The 17,769-nt window shown below is 62.2% G+C and carries 4 protein-coding genes; 1 reads left to right on the forward strand and 3 read right to left on the reverse strand.

Annotated features, from left to right (window positions below; genetic code table 11):
• Nucleotides 1–169 precede the first annotated feature (169 nt).
• On the reverse strand, nt 170–766 hold the full coding sequence (locus DK366_RS13105) for an alpha-ketoglutarate-dependent dioxygenase AlkB (RefSeq protein ID WP_232821033.1): 597 nt from the start codon (nt 764–766) through the stop codon (nt 170–172).
• A 325-nt stretch (nt 767–1,091) separates the two neighbouring features.
• Between DK366_RS13105 and DK366_RS13110 the strand changes: the two genes are divergently transcribed.
• Nucleotides 1,092–4,706, forward strand: a complete 3,615-nt coding sequence (locus DK366_RS13110; RefSeq protein WP_109126008.1) for a patatin-like phospholipase family protein — start codon at nt 1,092–1,094, stop codon at nt 4,704–4,706.
• Nucleotides 4,707–4,826: 120 nt separating this feature from the next.
• Here the strand turns inward: DK366_RS13110 and DK366_RS13115 are convergent, their stop codons facing one another.
• Together DK366_RS13115 and DK366_RS13120 are read right to left on the reverse strand one after the other, a co-directional pair.
• Nucleotides 4,827–6,593: a ShlB/FhaC/HecB family hemolysin secretion/activation protein gene (locus DK366_RS13115; RefSeq protein ID WP_232821034.1), complete on the reverse strand. Its 1,767-nt coding sequence runs from the start codon at nt 6,591–6,593 to the stop codon at nt 4,827–4,829.
• Nucleotides 6,590–17,008 (reverse strand): YDG domain-containing protein, encoded by a 10,419-nt coding sequence (locus DK366_RS13120; protein WP_109126009.1) that lies wholly within the window; start codon nt 17,006–17,008, stop codon nt 6,590–6,592. Before DK366_RS13120 ends, DK366_RS13115 begins: the two co-directional genes overlap by 4 nt.
• Nucleotides 17,009–17,769 lie beyond the last annotated feature (761 nt).

Raw genomic sequence — 17,769 nt, forward strand, 5'->3', positions numbered from 1 at the left:
CCGGCGTCGGCTGGGGTTCCGGAAAGCCAGACGTGCCATGCGGTTGGCGGGGTTTGTGGTTTTCAGTCTTTTCGGTGTTCATGGTGACGACCTCTGCAACATGCGCTTGCAGGCTGTCGCCGGGCGGATGCATGCGGCGTGGAAATGGCGTGATCGTTACGCACTGCGTTCAGGCATGCACGCTATGCGATTTACGCGTCCGAAATGCCAGGCTGATGCGTGGACCTGCGGCGTGCGTCTGCTTGGGAATGCCGTGGTCGTAATGCAGCTGTGTTTCCCAGCTCATGATCAAAAGGCTGCCCGCGGTCAGGTCCACGTCCATGCGGCGCGCAGGAGCGTGCTTCTTGTTGCGGATGTGCATGCGCCGTGTAGCACCCAGCGAGAGCAGGGCGATAGGCCTTCCTTCGACCAGATCGCCCAATCGATCGTTGTGCATCGCCACGCTGTCGTGCTGGTCGCGGTACAGATTCAGGCCGATGCTGTTGAAGTGTTCGCCTGTGCGTAGACGCACGCGTCCCAGGGCGGCCTCCAGCGGCCATGGAAGGTCGGGCTGGTCCGCCGCAAAGTGCGAAGTAAGTCTTGGCACATCCAGTTCGCGCTCATACATCACGCGACGCTGCTGATGCCAGATGGGGCTGTCGAGAAGCAGGGCGTGCCATTCGGCGCCCTCCGCGTCATCAATCACGTTTTCCTCGAGCACGATCCTGCCGCTGGCGTCGTCCAGCAGAACCAGTGGGCCTTGCTTGAACAGGGAGAGCTGGGACACGTCGGAAGGTGGCAATGGCAGATATCTGCCCTGGATATGGGGATGTTTGGGCGCAAAACGAAGCCCCGAGCCGCACTTCTCCGCATGCCATAGGGCGCCAGACATGCCGCTTAGTACCGAAGTGCTATGGCGACACCGGGCAAGCGGGCGCATCGTCGTCAGGTCTGGGGTCGAGGCCGCGCAGTGCGGCTGTCTTGTGGCCGGGCATGGGGATGCCCGGTGGGGCAACGGGTGCCATTTCGCGCGGGTGATTTCGCCCGTCGTGCAGCCACGCTGGTGGCTGCACTCCGCGACGTTGCGCATTCAGCCATAGAGGGAGTTCGCGATGAACGGGCATGTACGTTGCGATGGCGCTTCAAAGGCAGACGTCGACGCCGTAAAACTGCGCCGTGAAGCGCTGCTCGACAGTCATGGACATCCCGTTGTGGCGTCTGCCGCGCCCACCATGGGGCTGGCGCTTTCGGGCGGTGGCATTCGCAGCGCCACGTTTTGCCTCGGGCTGCTCCGGGCATTGGCCAAGAACGGCGTGCTCCATCGGTTTGACTATCTTTCCACCGTGTCGGGTGGTGGCTATATCGGGGCCATGCTGGGGCGGCTCTATCAACGCAAGCCGGACGCGAACGCCGGCAACGCGCTGGATGTCGAGGCCGGCCTCGCGAACGACGGTTCGCTGCTGCTCTGGTGGATGCGAAACAACGGGCGGTATCTGTTGCCGTCGGGCATCAAGGATCTTTTTCAGGCGTGTTCCGGACAGCTCCGCAGTTTCGTTGCGACGCAATTCGAGTTCATGGTGGTGTGCCTCTTCGGTGCATTGCTTGTGGTGGCGCCGCATATTTTTCTCGCCTGGGCGACGCCGCCCAACGGCGTGCTGCCTGTGAATTTCAGCCCATGGTTTGTGCTGGCTGCGGTGTTCGGACTGGTTGCAGTGGCGGCGTGCTATGGCTACTGGTTGCTGGAAGTGGGGCTGTCGACCGGCTTGTTGCTGGCGGTGCTCTGCGCGCTGATCGGCGGCTGGCTCGGCAGCCTGGGTTGGCAGGCTTTCCACGCAAAGTCCACGCAGACGGCAGTGGCGTTGTTCTTCGCCAGCGGATTGCTGTTGCCCGCCATCGTCGGTTGGCCCTGGTCGCTGATTTGTAGGAGCAGGGACAAGGCGGTGGATGTGAGCCGCCTGCGTTTCACCAACGTCTTGTCGATGTGCCTGACCTTGACGGTCGGTGCCGTGATTCTTGGCGGCCTGGACATGGTCAGCTGGTTTCTCCGCTATGAGCTGCTCGGCGGGCTGGGTGGCCACAACCCCGTTCGACTGTCGTGGGGCATCGGCTGGACGTCGCTCCTGGTGATCGTGGCGCGCGCGATAGCGCCGGTGCTTTCGTCAAGAGACAAGACAATGGCCGCCGGGCTTCCCGTGGAAACGCTGGGGAACAGCGTTGGTCTTGCGTTGATCCTGGCGGTGGGCATTGCGTGGCTGGGTGTGTACCAGGCGCTGTTGCTGCCCAATGATGCGGCCGTCATGGCAGGTCATCCGCAAGCCTATCTCTATGCGCCCGTGCTGCTTTTTCTGGGACTGGTGGTGGTGTTCATTACCGGTAACAAATTGCAGCAGCTCAATCTGTCATCGCTGCATTTCTTCTATCGCTCACGCATCGCGAGGGCCTATGTTTCCGTGGGAAATCATGGGCAATCCGGCCAGGCGGAGGGTGCCCGTTTCCCCGTGTCGCCGCTTGTCGCCAACACGCGTACTTTCACCGAACGCACCCTTCGCGTGACGGAACAACTTCCCAGCGATGACACGCCGTTTCTCTCCTATGTGCCGCATCGTTTTGGTGGGCCCATTCACCTGATCAACTGCTGCATCAACCAGACACGTGACGACCGCACCGGTCTGTTCAATGCCGATCGCAAGGGCGTCAATCTCACGCTGAGCGCACTGGGCGTGGAAACCGGTGCACAGCAGCCTGAGTCGCCGGCCGATGGCGTGTTGGCGAAAGACACCCTGGCGCAATGGATAGCCATTTCCGGTGCTGCCGTTGCCTCGGGCATGGGTTCCAATACCAAGCCGGGCATTGCCGTGATGACGTTTCTCAGCGGCTTTCGGCTGGGTTACTGGACGCAGAGCCTGATCCAGTCGTGGAAGGCGAGTCGCCTTGGTCTGGCCAAGTACCGTTCGCTGCTGCGGGAAATGTTTGCCCAGTTTCCCGGGCTCGGTGCGCGATATTGGTATGTGTCGGACGGCGGGCATTTCGACAACACAGGTGTGTATGCGTTGCTGAAACGGCGCGTGTCGGTGATTGTGCTGGCCGATTGCGGAGCTGACCCGGATTATCGTTTTGGCGATTTGCAGAATCTGGTGCGCAAGGCGCGCATCGATTACGACGTCATCATCGAGTTCATCGATCCGGAGTCATTGCCATCCGGCATCCTGCCGAAGGGCCATTGCTTTGGAACACCAACCAGTATCCAGGCACACCCGGGCAGCGCCTGCCTTGTGCTCGCGCGCATCCTGTATCCAGGCAGCCAACAGTGCGGAACCTTGTTGGTCGTCAAGCCGCGCGTGAGTGAGGATCTGGATCTGGACGTGGTGAGCTACAGCGACCGCAATCCATCCTTTCCTCAGCAAAGCACCGTCAATCAGTTCTTCAGCGAAGAAGAATGGGAAAGCTACTGTACGCTTGGCCTGAGCATCGGGCGCCGCATCGATGCAGCCATGCTTGCGCACGCACCAGGCTGGACCATGGCGTCGGCGCCGGCGAGCGCCTCTACCCTGACGCCGGAAGCCGGTCCCGCAGCGATCAAGGCGCAAGGGCGACGCAAGGTGGTCAAGGCAGTCGGCACATCGCTGGGCGCCGGCGTGCTGCTGACCACGGCCGTTGCTGCATGGCAGGCGTGGCAGGGCTACCGCACCGAGCTGGAACATCAACGCGATGCGTTCAACGATGCCGTGTCCGCAGCATGGGGCGTCATGCCGGCGGGCATCGTGGACTTCTCGTCCGCCACAACCGCCGGCTTCAGCAAGCTCCAGCAGTACGTGCGCACTTACGGCGTCAACAGTGATCAGGAAAGTCAGCTTGGGGATGTCATCGCGCGATTGGAACAGCTTTGTGGTGGTCCGCACGTGGATGACAAGGATCGCCAGGATTGCCAGAACCAGGCGGCGCGACTCGACTACACGGGCGACGATAGCGACCGTTCATCAACCGAGGCGTTGGCCGTCTACACCAATTGGCCAGTGCGAAACACGCTGCAGTCAACATCGATCAATACGACCATGCCTGCGCAGGCAGTGGCAGTCAGCGCGCCGGCACCGTCGGATTCCGCGCCCGTCGTGGCAAGAGCGGCGGTTGTTTCAGATCTGAGTCCCGCGGTGATGACAGGAGGGGCGTCGCCATCGGCGCCTGGAGCGGCACCGGCGCCCGTCCCAGCGCCACCACCGCAGGCCTCGCCGGTACCGCCGTCATCCGAGTCGCTCGCGACAGCCGGCGCGCGCCCACCCAGTGGGCCGGTGGCGAACACGCCCGAGAAAGCGGTGGTGCCGGAATCTCGCGTCGATGCGTCGGGGCAGGTGGCTGCCAGCTGCGCGATGAGCGAAGGGCGCCCATTCACGCTCTACACGCAGGTCTATGACGAGTCGGCACGTGATCCGGTGAGCGATATCGTTACGCCACTGCGCGCGCTGGGTGTCGCCGTGCCAGGTGTCGAGAATGTCGCGGCCACGGCTACGCGGGCGGGTCGTCGCAAGCCATCGCCGTGGGGGCAGGTAACGTTGATCTATTCGCCGGGTGGCGATGCCTGCGCGAGCGCGCTGAAGACGTATTTCGCTGCTCGCTGGCCGAGCATCGATCTCATTCCCATGCCGGGCGCTCTGAAAGGCAGCTCTTCGACCATCGAGCTGTGGGTGCCCAATGCGGCTGTCGGTGATAGGAGTCGTGCGGCGGCACGGTAGTGGTGGGCCATTCCATGCTGCTAGTCGAACGTTATCACCCGTTGCGGATACCTTGTGGAAGCAACGTGCTTCTCGTCGGCGTCACCACATGCCGTGCCGCGCGCGCTTAGTTGCGCACCATCAATAGAACGCCTTGCGTATCTGCGCCCAGAATCGAACGGAAGTATCCACGCGCCCGGCGAGCAGATCGGGTGTGCCGCTGACGGGTTTGGCGACGCTCGCCGCCAGATGCCAGCCGTGGGTCGCTGTCCAGTTTGCGCCTAGCCCCACGCTATCCAGGCGGGCGCTGTTGGTGCCGGGGACGATGGGCGTGTTGTAGATCTGCACGCGGCCACTGTCAAAGAACGCCGTGAACTGCCAGACACCGGGTGCGAACGAGAACACTTGGTCGTGGCGGTACTCGACGGTCGCCAGGCTGCCGATGGTGCCGGCGATGACGCCAACGTCATAACCGCGCACGCTGTCGGGACCTCCAAGGAAGAACTGCTCGGAGCTGTCGAGGTTCTTGTTGGCGTTTTGCGCCGAGAAGCCGAGATACAACGCGTTCGTCTGGTCAAGCTGTTGCAGTCGCGATATGGAAAACTCGAACTTCGTATAGCTTCCCGCGGTTTGCGCGCCGAAGTAGTCAAAAAAGGCGGTCTGGAAGTTGTCGGTGAAGAGACGCCCGTAGTCCGCCGAGACGCGCACATTGGTGACGCCGCTGGCATCGACCTGGTCGCCCGCGAGCGTGGCGCTCCACCTGTCGATGTGACGGTCGTTGTCGAGGCCGATGACATCCACGCGATCGTCGAGTCGACGGTGGTCGTACTCGACCAGGACGTAAAGATTGCCCGCCGTGTTGCGGATGATCGGTTGCGACAGGAAGACGCTGCCGACGGTGGCGGTGCCATGGGCGTCGAGGTCACGGGCGGCGCCACCGAGGCGATAGTCGAGGCCGGAGTACGCGATACCGATGGTCGTGCCATACCCATTGAGGCGGTAGCGGTACTCGGCGCGGCCGTATTTCATGCCGCTGCCGCTGGTCACGGCGTCGACATCGAACAGGTCGCCTTGCCCGAACGGACTGTTGACGGTGAAGTTGCCAGTAGCGCGCACATTGCCCGTGTATTGGGCAGCGAAATTGTCCAGGCCCACCTCGCCGGTGTAACGCGGCTGTGGCGTGACATCGACCTGCAGGTCCGACGTGCCGACGTCCTGGCCCGGACGCATGGTGGAATTGCCCGTGGCGCCGGGAATGTCCGACAGAAGCAGCAGGCTGCGTTCGAGCGAGTATTCCGTCACCGGCTGGCCCGATTGCAGAGGAGACAGGGTGGCGTTGAGCACGCGATTGGATACGTAGCTTTGATTGTTCAGCGACACAGCGCCATAGCGCGCCTCGGCCACATCGATGCGCACCACGCCATCCTTGAGCGTTTGTGCCGGCACATAGGCCGTGGCCAACGGATAGCCGTGCTGGTGGTAAACGTCGCCGATGCGCAGCGCCAATGCATCAAGATCGCCCAGCGTCAGTTCCCGGCCTTCGCTGGATGCCACGACCGCGTGGAGCAGCTCGGTCGGCAGCTCGGTATTGCCCGTGATCTGGATGCTGCGCACCAGGAAACGGGTCGTGCTCTGGGATGTGTTCTTTTCCTGCGGCTGGATGGACAAGCCCAGCTTGGAGGGCGGCGCTGCAGCAGGTGGCGGTGCGACCTGTTGCAGGATCTGGCCGCTATTGGTCTGCGGCACTACAGGCTGGCTTTGTGCCTGCACGGCATGGGCGGTGACGGCGAGGAGGGTTGCCACGCCAAGCTGGATGCCGCGTGTAGTCGCAAGGCGCATCGAGGGCATAAGGGCAAACCTGTGCGTGACGTTGAGGGTGTGCAGGCGAAGAGGCGCGATGCGGGTCATGGCGACTTGTCTGCAGGCAGGCGCACGCCGCCATCGACAACCTGGAGCGGCAATCCGGCATGGAAGTCCGAACGAATGCGGTTGCGTTCCAGCGGGTGATCGGCCTCCTGCTTCTGGTTCCCGGTGAACGCTCCCGTAGCGTTCGCCCGGGCGGTGCCGTACGGCGTTTCGATGTCATTGTGCGCAAGCGGTGCCTGAAGGGCGGCAAGCAGTCCTGGTGGGACGATGTCCGGGGGCGGCGAGGGAGGGGTGAGTGGCTGCGTAATGTCAGCAGTCAGCCCCGTCGGTTGCACCAGGACGTAGTTGCCGGCGTCATCGCCGCTGATGACCATGCTGGTGTTCACCGGCTTGTTGTTGCCGATATTGGGGTCGTTGAACATGCCGATGCTGTCATTCCCGAGCAGCACGTTATCGTTGCCCAGTACGCCGGCGAGAGTGGCTCCGGAGAGCTTGTCAGTCGTCGTGCCGTCGTAGGGGCGGTTGGTGGTTTGCGTGTCGATAACGGTCAAGGTGGCCGGTGTCACCGTGACCCAATCCATGCCGCCTGCAAACGTGTAGTTGCTGGCCAGTGCGCCGTTGTTGCCCGTCAGCGTAAAGCCGGCCAGGCCATTGGGCGCGAACGGCTTCTGATTGCCGACATTCTTGTCGCCGAGCGTGCCGCTGCCACTGAGGGTAAGTGTCTCGCCGTCAACGCCGGCGAGGATGCCGTTGTTACCGAACAGGCTGGCGTCTGCATCGGTGTTCGCGTCGTAGACACGGGTGCCTGTGAGGTTGAGGATCGCCGGATCGATGTTCGCTTGCGTGGTGGCCGTGTTGTTGAACAGGTAATTGCCCGCGTCGGCGCCGCCGGCAGCGATGCCGTTCACGGTAACCAGCTTGCCGATACCTGCGTCCTTACTGGCGAAGTTCGCCGAGGCATCGGTGAAGCTCACGTTGTCACCCGCCAGTACGCCACTGCTGCCGAGGTTTACGATCGCGGTCGTGTTGCCGTCATAGGTTTTGTCGTTTGCGCTGGCGGTGACGTTGATGACCAGCGGAACGATGGTGACCCAGTCGGTGCCACCGGTGAACGTGTAATTGCTGGCCAGGGCGCCGCCGTTTCCGGTAAGGGTGAAGCCCGCCAGGCCGTTCGACGCGAACATCTTCTGGATGCCCACGTTCTTGTCGACCAGCGTGCCGGCGCCGCCGAGCGTAAGGGTTTCGCCGTTGACGCCCGTCAACACGCCGTCGTTGCCAAACAGGCTGGCCGCCGCCGTGGCGGTGCCGTCGTAGATGCGCCGGCCTGTCAGATTCAGCACGTACGGAAAAATGGCCGCGCTCGTTGGAACCGTGGACGGATAGATGTAGTTGCCTGCATCGGCACCGGTAAGGCTGACTCCCTGCACCACGATCGGCACGCGGTTGCCGGCATTGGGCGACAGGAACGCCACCGATGAATAGCTGACCGTTACGTTGTCACCGGCAATGATGCCGCCATTGTTCAGGCTGAGCAGGGTCGCTGCCGTCGTGCCATCGTAGGTCTTGTCGGCGACGTTGGCCGTCACCAGGATCGGCTTGGGCAGGATGGTCACCCAGTCAGTGCCGCCCGTAAGGGTGTAGTTGCTGGCCAATGCGCCGTTGTTGCCCGTGAGACTGAAGCCACCCAGGCCGGTTGGCGTGAACGATTTTCGCAGGCCGACATTCTTGTCCACCAGCGTGCCGCTGCCACTGAGCGTGAGCGTTTCGCCGTCAGCGCCGGTGAGCACGCCATTGCTGCCGAACAAGGTCGCTGCCGCCGTGTCGGTGCCGTCGTAAATGCGCAGGCCCGTGAGATCGAGGATGAACGGCGTAATGTTGGCGGACGTCGTCGCGCCACTGTTGTAGCTGTAGTTGCCGGCGTCGGTTCCGGTGCCCGTGATACCGGTCACCGTGATGAGTTTGTTGTTGCCGACATCCTTGCTGGCGAAGTTGGCGGCGCCATCGCTGAAGCTGATGGTGTCTCCCGGAAGTACCCCGGTGGCCGCCAGTGTGACCTGTGCGCTTGTCGTGCCGTCGTAGACCTTGTCCTGGCCGGTGGCGGCCACGGTGATGGCCAGCGGCGTGATGGTGACCCAGTCGTTTCCGCCAGCCAGCGTGTAGTTGCTGGCCAATGCAGTGCCATTGCCGACCAGGGTGAACCCACCCAGTCCACCGGCTGCAAAGGGTTTTTCGACGCCGACGTTCTTGTCTTGCAGATCGCCGCTGCCGCTGAGCGTGAGTGTTTCACCATTGACGCCCGTGAGTACGCCCTGGTTGCCGAACAGGTTGGCATCGGCGATGGCCGTGCCGTCGTAGACCCGGGTTCCTGTGAGGGCAAGGATATACGCGGTGATGTTGGCGCTGGTCGTTGCCGAGCCGGGGAACGTGTAGTTGCCTATGTCGCTACCGCTGCCGCCAATGCCATTCACGGCGATGGGAATATTGTTGCCGACGTTGGCCTGCGCGAACGTGGCACTGGTGTAGACCAGCGACGCACTGTCGCCAGGCACCACGCCGTTGACGGTGAAGCTGGCCAGCTGGGCGGCGGTTGTGCCGTCGTAGACTTTGTCTTCGCCCACGGCAGTCACTGTCAGGGCCTTGCGGGTGATGTCTACCCAATCGCCAACGCCCGTACCCAATGTGTAGTTGCTGGCCAGCGCACCGTTGTCGCCCGCCAGTGTGAAGCCGGCAAGGCCGCCGGCGGCGAAAGGCTGGGCCGGGTTGGCGTTCTTGCTTGCCAGGGTTCCCGTGCCGCTGAGTGTCAGCGTTTCGCCGTTCACGCCAGTGAGCACACCGTTGTTGCCAAACAGGCTGGCTGCTGCGTTTGTCGTGCCGTCGTAGACGCGGGTGCCGGTCAGGGTCAGCAGGTATGGCGTGATGTCGGCACTCGTGCTCGCCGTTGTGTTGATGGTGTAGTTGCCGGAGTCCGCGCCACTGGCCGTGATGCCGCTTACGCTGATCGGTTTGCCGTTGCCGACGTTCGGGTTGTTGAACAGGGCCGAGGTGTAGCTGAAGGTCTCGTCGTCTGAGCCAAGTATGCCGGCACTGCTGAGCGTAACGGTGGCGTTGCTGTTGCCGTCGTAGACCTTGTCTTGCCCTGTCGCGCCGACCGTAATGGCCAGGGGTGTGACTGTGACAAAGTCGTGGGCCGGAACGTCCAGTTGATAGTTGCTCGCCAGTCCGGTTCCATCCGTCAAGGCGAGGGTTCCGATGCTGGACAGCGCTTCAACGCCGACATTCTTTGACACGAGCGTGCCCGAGCCGGTGACATTCAGGGTCTGCCCATCGAGACCGGTGATGACGCCGCCCGTTCCAAACACGGCGGCATTCGCGTCGGTGGCGGCGTTGTAAACACGCGTACCGTTGAGCGCCAGGATGTAGGGCGTGATGTTGGCGCTGGTGGATGCCGATGTATTGAACGTGTAGTTGCCCAGGTCGGCGCCGCTGCCCGTGATGCCCGTGACGTTGACGGTGATGCCATTGCCGGCATTGGGCGTGACAAAGTTGGCTGCTCCGGCGGCGAACGTGAGTTGGTCCCCTGCGAGAACGCCCGTCGAAGTGGCCGCGGCCGAAGCGGTGGTGGTGGTGTCGTACACCTTGTTCTGTGCGGCCACGTCGACCGTGATGTTCAGCGGCGTGATGGTGCCGGTCAGGCCGGTGGGTTGGGTCAAAACATAGTTGCCTGCGGCGGTGCCACCCAGGGTCATGGTGCTGGCGGGGACGCTCTTGCCGCTGCCGACATTCTTGTTGTCGAACGTGCCGGTCGTGTCGTTGGCGAGGCTGACCACATCACCCGTAAACACGCCACTCAGCGTGGCGCCCGAGAGCTGCGCATCGGTCGTGGCGTCGTACACCCTGGTGATCACCGATGTGCCGATGACTGTCAGCGATGCGGGGGTGATGTTCACCCAGTCCGTGCCGCCGACCAGCGTGTAGTTGTTGGGGTCCGCGCCGCTGTTGCCGGTCAGGGTGAAGCCATTCAAGCCGTTGGTGGCGAAAGGCTGCGTCGTGTTGACGTTCTTGCTGGCCAGGGTGCCGGTACCGCTTAGGGTGAGCGTTTCACCGGCCACGCCGGTGAGCACGCCATTGGAGCCGAACAGGCTGCTGTCGGCGTTCGTGGTGCTGTCATAGACCCGTGTGCCGGTAAGGTTCAGCACATACGGCGTGATGTTGGCGGTCGTGGTGGCCGAGGTGTTGAGGAATTCATAGTTGCCGGCATCGGCGCCCGATTCCGTAATGCCATCGACGGTGACCAGCTTGCCGTTGCCGACATTCTTGGTGTCGAAGTTGGCCGTCCCGTAGCTGAAGTTCACCGCGTCGCCAGTGATGACGTTCGGGCTGAACAGGGTGACGGTGGCTGGGGTGTTGCCGTCGTAGACCTTGTTCTGGGCCGTGGCTTCCACCGAGGCGGTAATGACAAGCGGCGTGATGTTGGCGGTCAGGTAGGTGGGCTGGTTGAGTATGTAGTTGCCCGCATCGGTACCGCTGATGGTCATGCTGGTGCTTACGGGCTTGTTGTCGCCCACGTTCTTGTTGTCGAACAGGCCCGTGGTGTCGTTGCCGAGCGTGACCGTGTCGCTTCCAAGCACGCCACTCAGCTGTGCGCCACTGACGGTTGCGTTGGCATTGCCGTCATACACCTTGTTTGCCGCCACGGCGTCTATGACGGCCAGGCTGGCGGGTGTCACGGTGACCCAGTTGCTGGTGCCGAACGCGTAGTTGCTGGCCTTGGCGCCGTTATTGCCGGTCAGGGAGAACGCGGTGTTCACGTTGGTAATTGACTCCTGGCCGACGTTTTTCGATGCCAGGTTGCCGGTGCCTGCCAGCGTCAGCGTTTCTGCCGGCGCACCGTTTCCGCCGGGGATGCCACTGATCACGCCCTCGACGCCAAACAAGTTGGCGGCAGCGTCCGTGGTCGCGTCGTACACGCGCGTGCCCTGCAGATTGATGATGTACGGCGTAATGCTGGCCGTTGTAGTCGCGGTGCTGTTGTTGTTGGTCAGGAAATAGTTGCCGGCATCGGCACCCGTCAAGGTGATGTTGGTCGCCGTGACGGTCAGGTTGTTGCCGACATCCGCCTGGGAGAACGTGGACGAGCTTGCGGTATAGCTGACCTGGTCGCCCGCGATCAGGTTGGGGATGGAGAGGTAATTCACCGTGGCTGCGTTCGTGCCGTCATACACCTTGTTGTTGCCGGTGATGCTGACAGTCACGTTGAGCGGAGTGATATCGCCGACGATGCCGGTGGGCTGGATCAACGTGTAGTTGCCGGCGTCGGCGCCCGTGATTCCCATGTTTGCAGTGACAGGCTTGCCGGTGCCCACGTTCTTGTTGTTGAACGTGCCGCTGGTGTCGTTGATCAGCGTGACACTGTCAGGTCCGTTGGCGTTGTTGAGTACGCCGCTCAATGTGGCGCCACTCAGCGTCGCGGCGGTGGTGCCGTCATAGACCTTGGTTGCGGCCGCTGTGTTGAGTACGGTCAACTGGGCAGGCGTGATGGTGACCCAGTCCCCGGCGGGGGCGCCCAGCACGTAGTTGGCGGCAAGGCCCGAGCCATCAGCCAGGGTCAGCGTCCCCAGGCTGGCGAGAGGTACGTGTATGCCCACGTTCTTGCTCGTCAGCGTGCCCGTGCCAGTCAGTTGCAGCGTTTGTCCGTTGATGCCGTTGACCAGGCCATCGACGGCAAAGACGCTGGCGTCCGCATCGGTGGTCGCGTCATACACCCGTGAACCGGTGAGCGAAATGACGGCAGCGGTGATTTCGCCGAGTGGTCCGGTGGCAGTCGTTGGCAACAGGTAGTTGGACAGGCTGGTACCAATCGCGGACGAATAATTCGACGGTTCCAGCGTGGCCTGCACGCCAATGTTGGTGCCCACATTGGGCGAAAGGTAGCCACTGCTGGTCACGCCATTGATGGTTGCGCTCTGGCCGCTGACGAAGCCGGTGAGGGTGTAATCGTTGGCAGTCAGCGTCACCGACGTGGAGCCGTCGTAGCTCTTGATCGGATTGCCGGTAATACTCACCGACAAGGGGGCAGGGGTAATGTTGGCGGTGAGTCCGTAGGGTTGTGTCACCGCATAGTTGCCAGCTTGCGCACCACTCAGCGTGAAGCCGCTGGTTGTTACACGCAGGCTGTTGCCCACGTTGGAAGTGATGAAGTTGCCGGTGCCGCCGGCTGCGTTGAGCGTGACGTCATCGGTGCCCAGCACGCCGCTCAAGGATGCGCCGCTGACATTGATCGTGGTCGGGGTGGTGCCGTCGTAGACCTTGTTGTTGGCGATGGCCCCGTTGATGATGAGTGGTGCGGGGGTGATATTCGCGGCCAATCCCGCGATGGGTTGCAGCAGGTAGTTGGACGCAGCGCTGCCCGTGACGGTGAAGCCGGTGGCGGTCACCGCAATACCGTTGCCTACATTGGATTGGGCGAATGTGCCGGTGGTGCTGGTGTTCAGCGTGACATCGCCTTCGTCACTCGCTACGAGCCCCGAGAGTGCCGCGCTGCTGACGTTCAACGTGGCTGCGGTAGTGGTGTCGTACACCTTGTCGTTCGCATAGGCATTGATGACGAACAGTGGGGCTGGATTGATCGTGCCCGGTCCTGAAGCCGTCGTAGCCAAGGTGTAATTAGTCAGCAATGTGCCACTGTTGGCGGTGTAGTTGCTCGGCACCAGCGATCCACTGATGGTCCATGTGCCGGCATTGGCGCTGGCATAGTTGAACACCGTGGTGGGCGTGATGGTGGCCCCTTCACCGCTTACGAAGCCGCTGAGCTGGAATTGCGAGCTGACCAGTTGCGCGAGCGCGCTGCCGTTGTACGTCTTCGTGGGATTGTTGATGATGTTGGCCACGAGTGGCGCAGGGATGATGGTGCCGGTGCCGTACGCATCGACGGGGAATGTGTAGTTGCTGAGATCCGTTCCCGGGTCGGGCGTGAAATACGATTCCAGCATCGATGCGTGTACTGGCTGCGAACCTGCATTCTTTGATGCGTAGTCGCCAGTGACGGTTTGATTGACCGTGGCTCCCTGTCCGGGGGCAAAGCCCGACAGGGTGAAGTCGCCGGCCGCAATGATGGCGATCGTGTTGCCGTCGTAAACCTTGGATGGGTTGCCCGTGATGGATACCGTGAAGTCACCGTTGATGGGCGCCTTGTAGATGGTGCCCATGCCGGTTGCCGTGGTGGGCAGCAGGTAGTCGCTCAGCAACGTGTTCGGGCCGGCCGAAAAATTGCCCGGTGACAGCGCGGCGGTCACATTCCAGAAACCCACGTTGGATGAGGCGTAAGTGCCGCTGGTTGGCGCGGGGCTCAGGTTGACCTGCTCGCCCGGAATGGCGCCGATAACCGAATAATTGCCAGTTCCCAGCGTGGCCGTGTCGTTACCGTCATAGACCTTGCTTGGGTTGTTGACGATATCGACCTGGATGGGCTGCGGTTGAATGATGCCCGTGGCGCTGGTCAGGCTGCTTGCGAAGCTGTAGTTCGACATTGACGTGCCGGCCGCGGGCGCAAAATCCGAAGCCGTCAGCGTCGCCGTGATGGGGATGTTCGTGCCCGCATGCTGCGTGGCATAGCCGCCGGAAACCTGGGTGATGGTGGCGCTCTGGCCTGCCACGAACCCCGAGATGGTGTAGTTGGACTGGCTCAGGACAACGGCCGTGGTGCCGTCGTAGATCTTGGTGGGGGTGCCGACAAGGTCGATGGTCAACGGTGCGGGCGTGATGTTGGCGGTCACGCCAGCCAGTGCACCAATGCTGTAATTGCTTGCCGCTGAACCACTCAGCGTGAAGCCATTGGCCGATACCGCCAGATTGTTGCCGACATTGGACTGGCTGAAGCTGCCAGTGGACCCGGCGGTCGACAGGGTGACATCACCGGCGTCCGATGCCACCAGTCCGCTGAGGTTGGCATTGCCCACGTTCAGGGTAGCCAGCGTCGTTCCGTCGTAGACCTTGTCGTTGGCGGTGACGCCAGTGATCGTCAGCGCCTTTTGCGTGATATCCGCTTGCAGATAAGTCGTGGGCTGGATGATGTAATTGTTCGCCTTGGTGCCGCTGAGTACAAAGCCGTTGGCCAGCACTTCGATGTTCACGCCCACATTCGGCGAGACGAACGATCCGCTCGCGCCTGAGCTATTCAGCACTACCTGACCTGTGTCCGTGCTGATCAGGCCGAATAGCGTGGCGCCACTCGTGTCGATCGTCGCGTCACGTGTGCCGTCGTAGACCTTGTCGGACGCCGTCAGGCCCGTAACCAGCAGCGGTGCCTGAGAGATGGTGCCGGTACCCGTGGCCGTGGTGGGCAGGCGATAGTTGGCCAGGAGGGTTCCGGTATTGGCGACAAAATTGGTCGGGGAAAACGTGGCATTCACCGTAATGCCACTGCCTGCGTCAGCACTGGCGTAGCTCGACGAACTGGCCTGGTTGACGGTGGCGCCTTCGCCCGCGATGAATCCACTGAAGCTGTAATTGCTGTTGGTCAGCGTGGCGTTCGTCGTGCCGTCATAGACCTTCGTGGGGTTGTTCACGATGGAGACGGTCAGCGGTGCCTGGGTAATCGTGCCGATCGCCGCACTGGCCGTGCCGCCGGCCTGGTAACCATAGACCGGAATGCCCGTTGCGGTGACAAAGGTCACGGCGGCGAGCGACGTGGGCGAATTCACCACGATGTTGCTGCCCGCGTTTTCGCTGGCATAGCTGCCGATGGCGCTGGTGACCTTGTCGCCGTTCACCAGGCCAGTGGTGATCAGGTTGGCGCCGGTCAGGGTTGCTGTCGTGGTGCCGTCGTAGACCTTGCTTACCGTGCCGGTCAGCCCCGTGAGATTCACCACGGGCGCGAGGCTGTACAGGAAGCCGTTGCCGCCTTGCGCCGGTGCATCGGGATAGGTGGCGTTGTACTGAACGAAGCTGGGCGTCAATCCGCCGGTCGTGTCGCTGGCGGGATTGGTCGAATAGATCAGCCACGGTGACGACGTGCCGGTGCTGACCGCGCTCGCACCACCGTTGTTGATGAAGTTGCCCGCGGTCGCGAGGGTCACGCCGGTTCCACCGGTGATCGACGCTCCCGCGCCGATCGTCAGATTGGAGGCGCGTGCCAGCATGGTGACTGCGCCGGCGCCGGTAACGCTCGCATTGACGTTGATGGCGTTGTACGCGTCGAGCGTCAGGTTGGCTGCACTGTTGGTCCAGCTGATGGGTGCCGCGACGGTAATGTCGCCATTGCCAGGACTCTGCACGCCCGCGCCCGAGGTGCCGGTCGCCGTGGTTTGCTCGACCACGCTGGTGCCGCCATTCAGCGTCGTGGAGATGGTGTTTGCGGCAGCGGTATCGATGGTCAGGTTGGTCGGATCGACCAGCCAGGTTCCCGCCCGGCCGTGTGGCGCGGCGGCCGTGATCTGCGCGTCGGGTGCGAGGGCGAATTGTGCTGCCGACGTTTCAATGAAGCCGCCAACGCCGCCGGTCGGGGCGCTGGCGTCGAGATGGCCACCCACATTCACCTTGCCGGCGGTCATGCCGCCAACGAGCTCGATGGTGCCGTTGTGGTTCTCCACGGTCTGCGCGCGTACCTGGCCGGTGTTGTTCACCACGCTGGCCAGCAGGGAATCCTTGGCGCCGGCCGTCATGATGACCTGGCCGCCGTCGGCGACCAGCAACTGGCGGTTCTCGGCAAGGTTGTTGAGCGTGCTGCCATCGACCTGCAGGTGAAGCAGCTGCGTGCCGGCAAACGTCAGGGTCACTGCGCTGCCGCCCGCCAATGCAACCGTGCCAAGCGTGGCGCGAATGGCACCCTGGTTGGATACCTGGTTGCCCAGCAACGCGACATAGCCCCCCGTTGCTGCCGTAATGTTGCCCTGGTTGATGACGCTGCCTTTGCCGGCTCCACTGAATGTGCGGTTGCTGGCACTCAGGCTGTTGGCGTCGACATCAAGCGTGGACGCGACCAGGCCACCTACGTTTAGCTGCGCGCTCCGGCCAAACAGCACGCCAGTGGGGTTGATCAGCCATACCTGTCCATTGGCATTGAGATGCCCGTAGATATCGCTTGGCGTGTTGCTGAGCACGCGATTGACGGCGATGGAGCTCGCGCCGGGCTGCAGGAAATTGACGGTCTGATCGGCACCGACATTGAAGCTTTGCCAGTTCAGCTGCAGCGTCGGGCTGTTTTGTTGAATGTTGGTGATCAGGCCGCTTTGCTGGATGCTGCCACTGCCCGCAATGATCTGGCCACCGACCGGTCCGGCGGCATGTGCTGTACCCACCATTGCTGCGACCGCGCTGGCCAGTAGTGTCAAAGCGAGCATCGGCACGCGTTTGTCTCGCACCTTTCGCCTGGGCACGCCGTGGCCGGCATGGGCCAATTCGGAGGCGACAATCCACTGGCGAAGCGCTCGATTCCAGCACAGGCGGTAAATCTGGTTCATGGGCTTCCTTCCTCCGAAAGCCGGGGTAACTCACTCCGGGTTGCGCCACGATGAGCAGGAAAAATCACGTCAGCCCGCTACGCATTTTTCCGAATGCAGTTCCCCGGTTACTGGAGCGCAAGCATCACTCACGACTTGACGCCAAAAATAATGAAGCTGCGCCCTGTCCGGGTGTCGCGATTGCACACAGGCGGCCTGCTTTTCCGTGGAGCGTAATCATTCGTGCAGGGCGATCTGATTGCCACGTGAGACGCGCTGCTCGACACGGCTCGGGTTTGTCTTCAGCATTTCCCTGATGTCAATAGCGTGGCTCGTACTTCAGTTTGGCGAGTTTCTACGACATGACCGGAAAACAACATCCGTATAATTACCTACGGATTCCTCACTTCATGTCGACGGTTTTTTTCGTGCGAAACCATGGGGCTTTTCAAGCGTCCGAGTCGCCCTGAGATGAAGTGCGAACCAAGCTTCCATCAAGCTGAGGCGTCGCAAATGTCGCGCCGCATCCAGGAGAGTTCAGCTTCTGTCGCGCCAAGGCCGGCGTCGAAGGACATGGGAGGCGGCGGGTTGGTGACTCGCCGTTGCTTCGGAAGGTCCAATCACTCAATCAATCTGCAAGTAGAACTAAGTGGCACGCCACCGTTAGAGACCAGGATTTCCTGGCTTTTAGGGCAATCGTCTACGTTGGTGCGTGACGGTTTCGAGAGCGATCAGGCGTTAATGCGTGAAAGTTTTTGTAAGCGCGAGTCGCCTTGAGAACG

Source organism: Dyella sp. C11 (assembly GCF_003121485.1).
GTDB lineage: Bacteria > Pseudomonadota > Gammaproteobacteria > Xanthomonadales > Rhodanobacteraceae > Dyella.

Coding starts and splice junctions, on each gene's coding strand:
- DK366_RS13120 (WP_109126009.1), bottom strand. CDS start 17,008: ATGAACCAGATTTACCGCCTGTGCTGGAATCGAGCGCTTCGCCAGTGG.
- DK366_RS13110 (WP_109126008.1), top strand. CDS start 1,092: ATGAACGGGCATGTACGTTGCGATGGCGCTTCAAAGGCAGACGTCGAC.
- DK366_RS13115 (WP_232821034.1), bottom strand. CDS start 6,593: ATGACCCGCATCGCGCCTCTTCGCCTGCACACCCTCAACGTCACGCAC.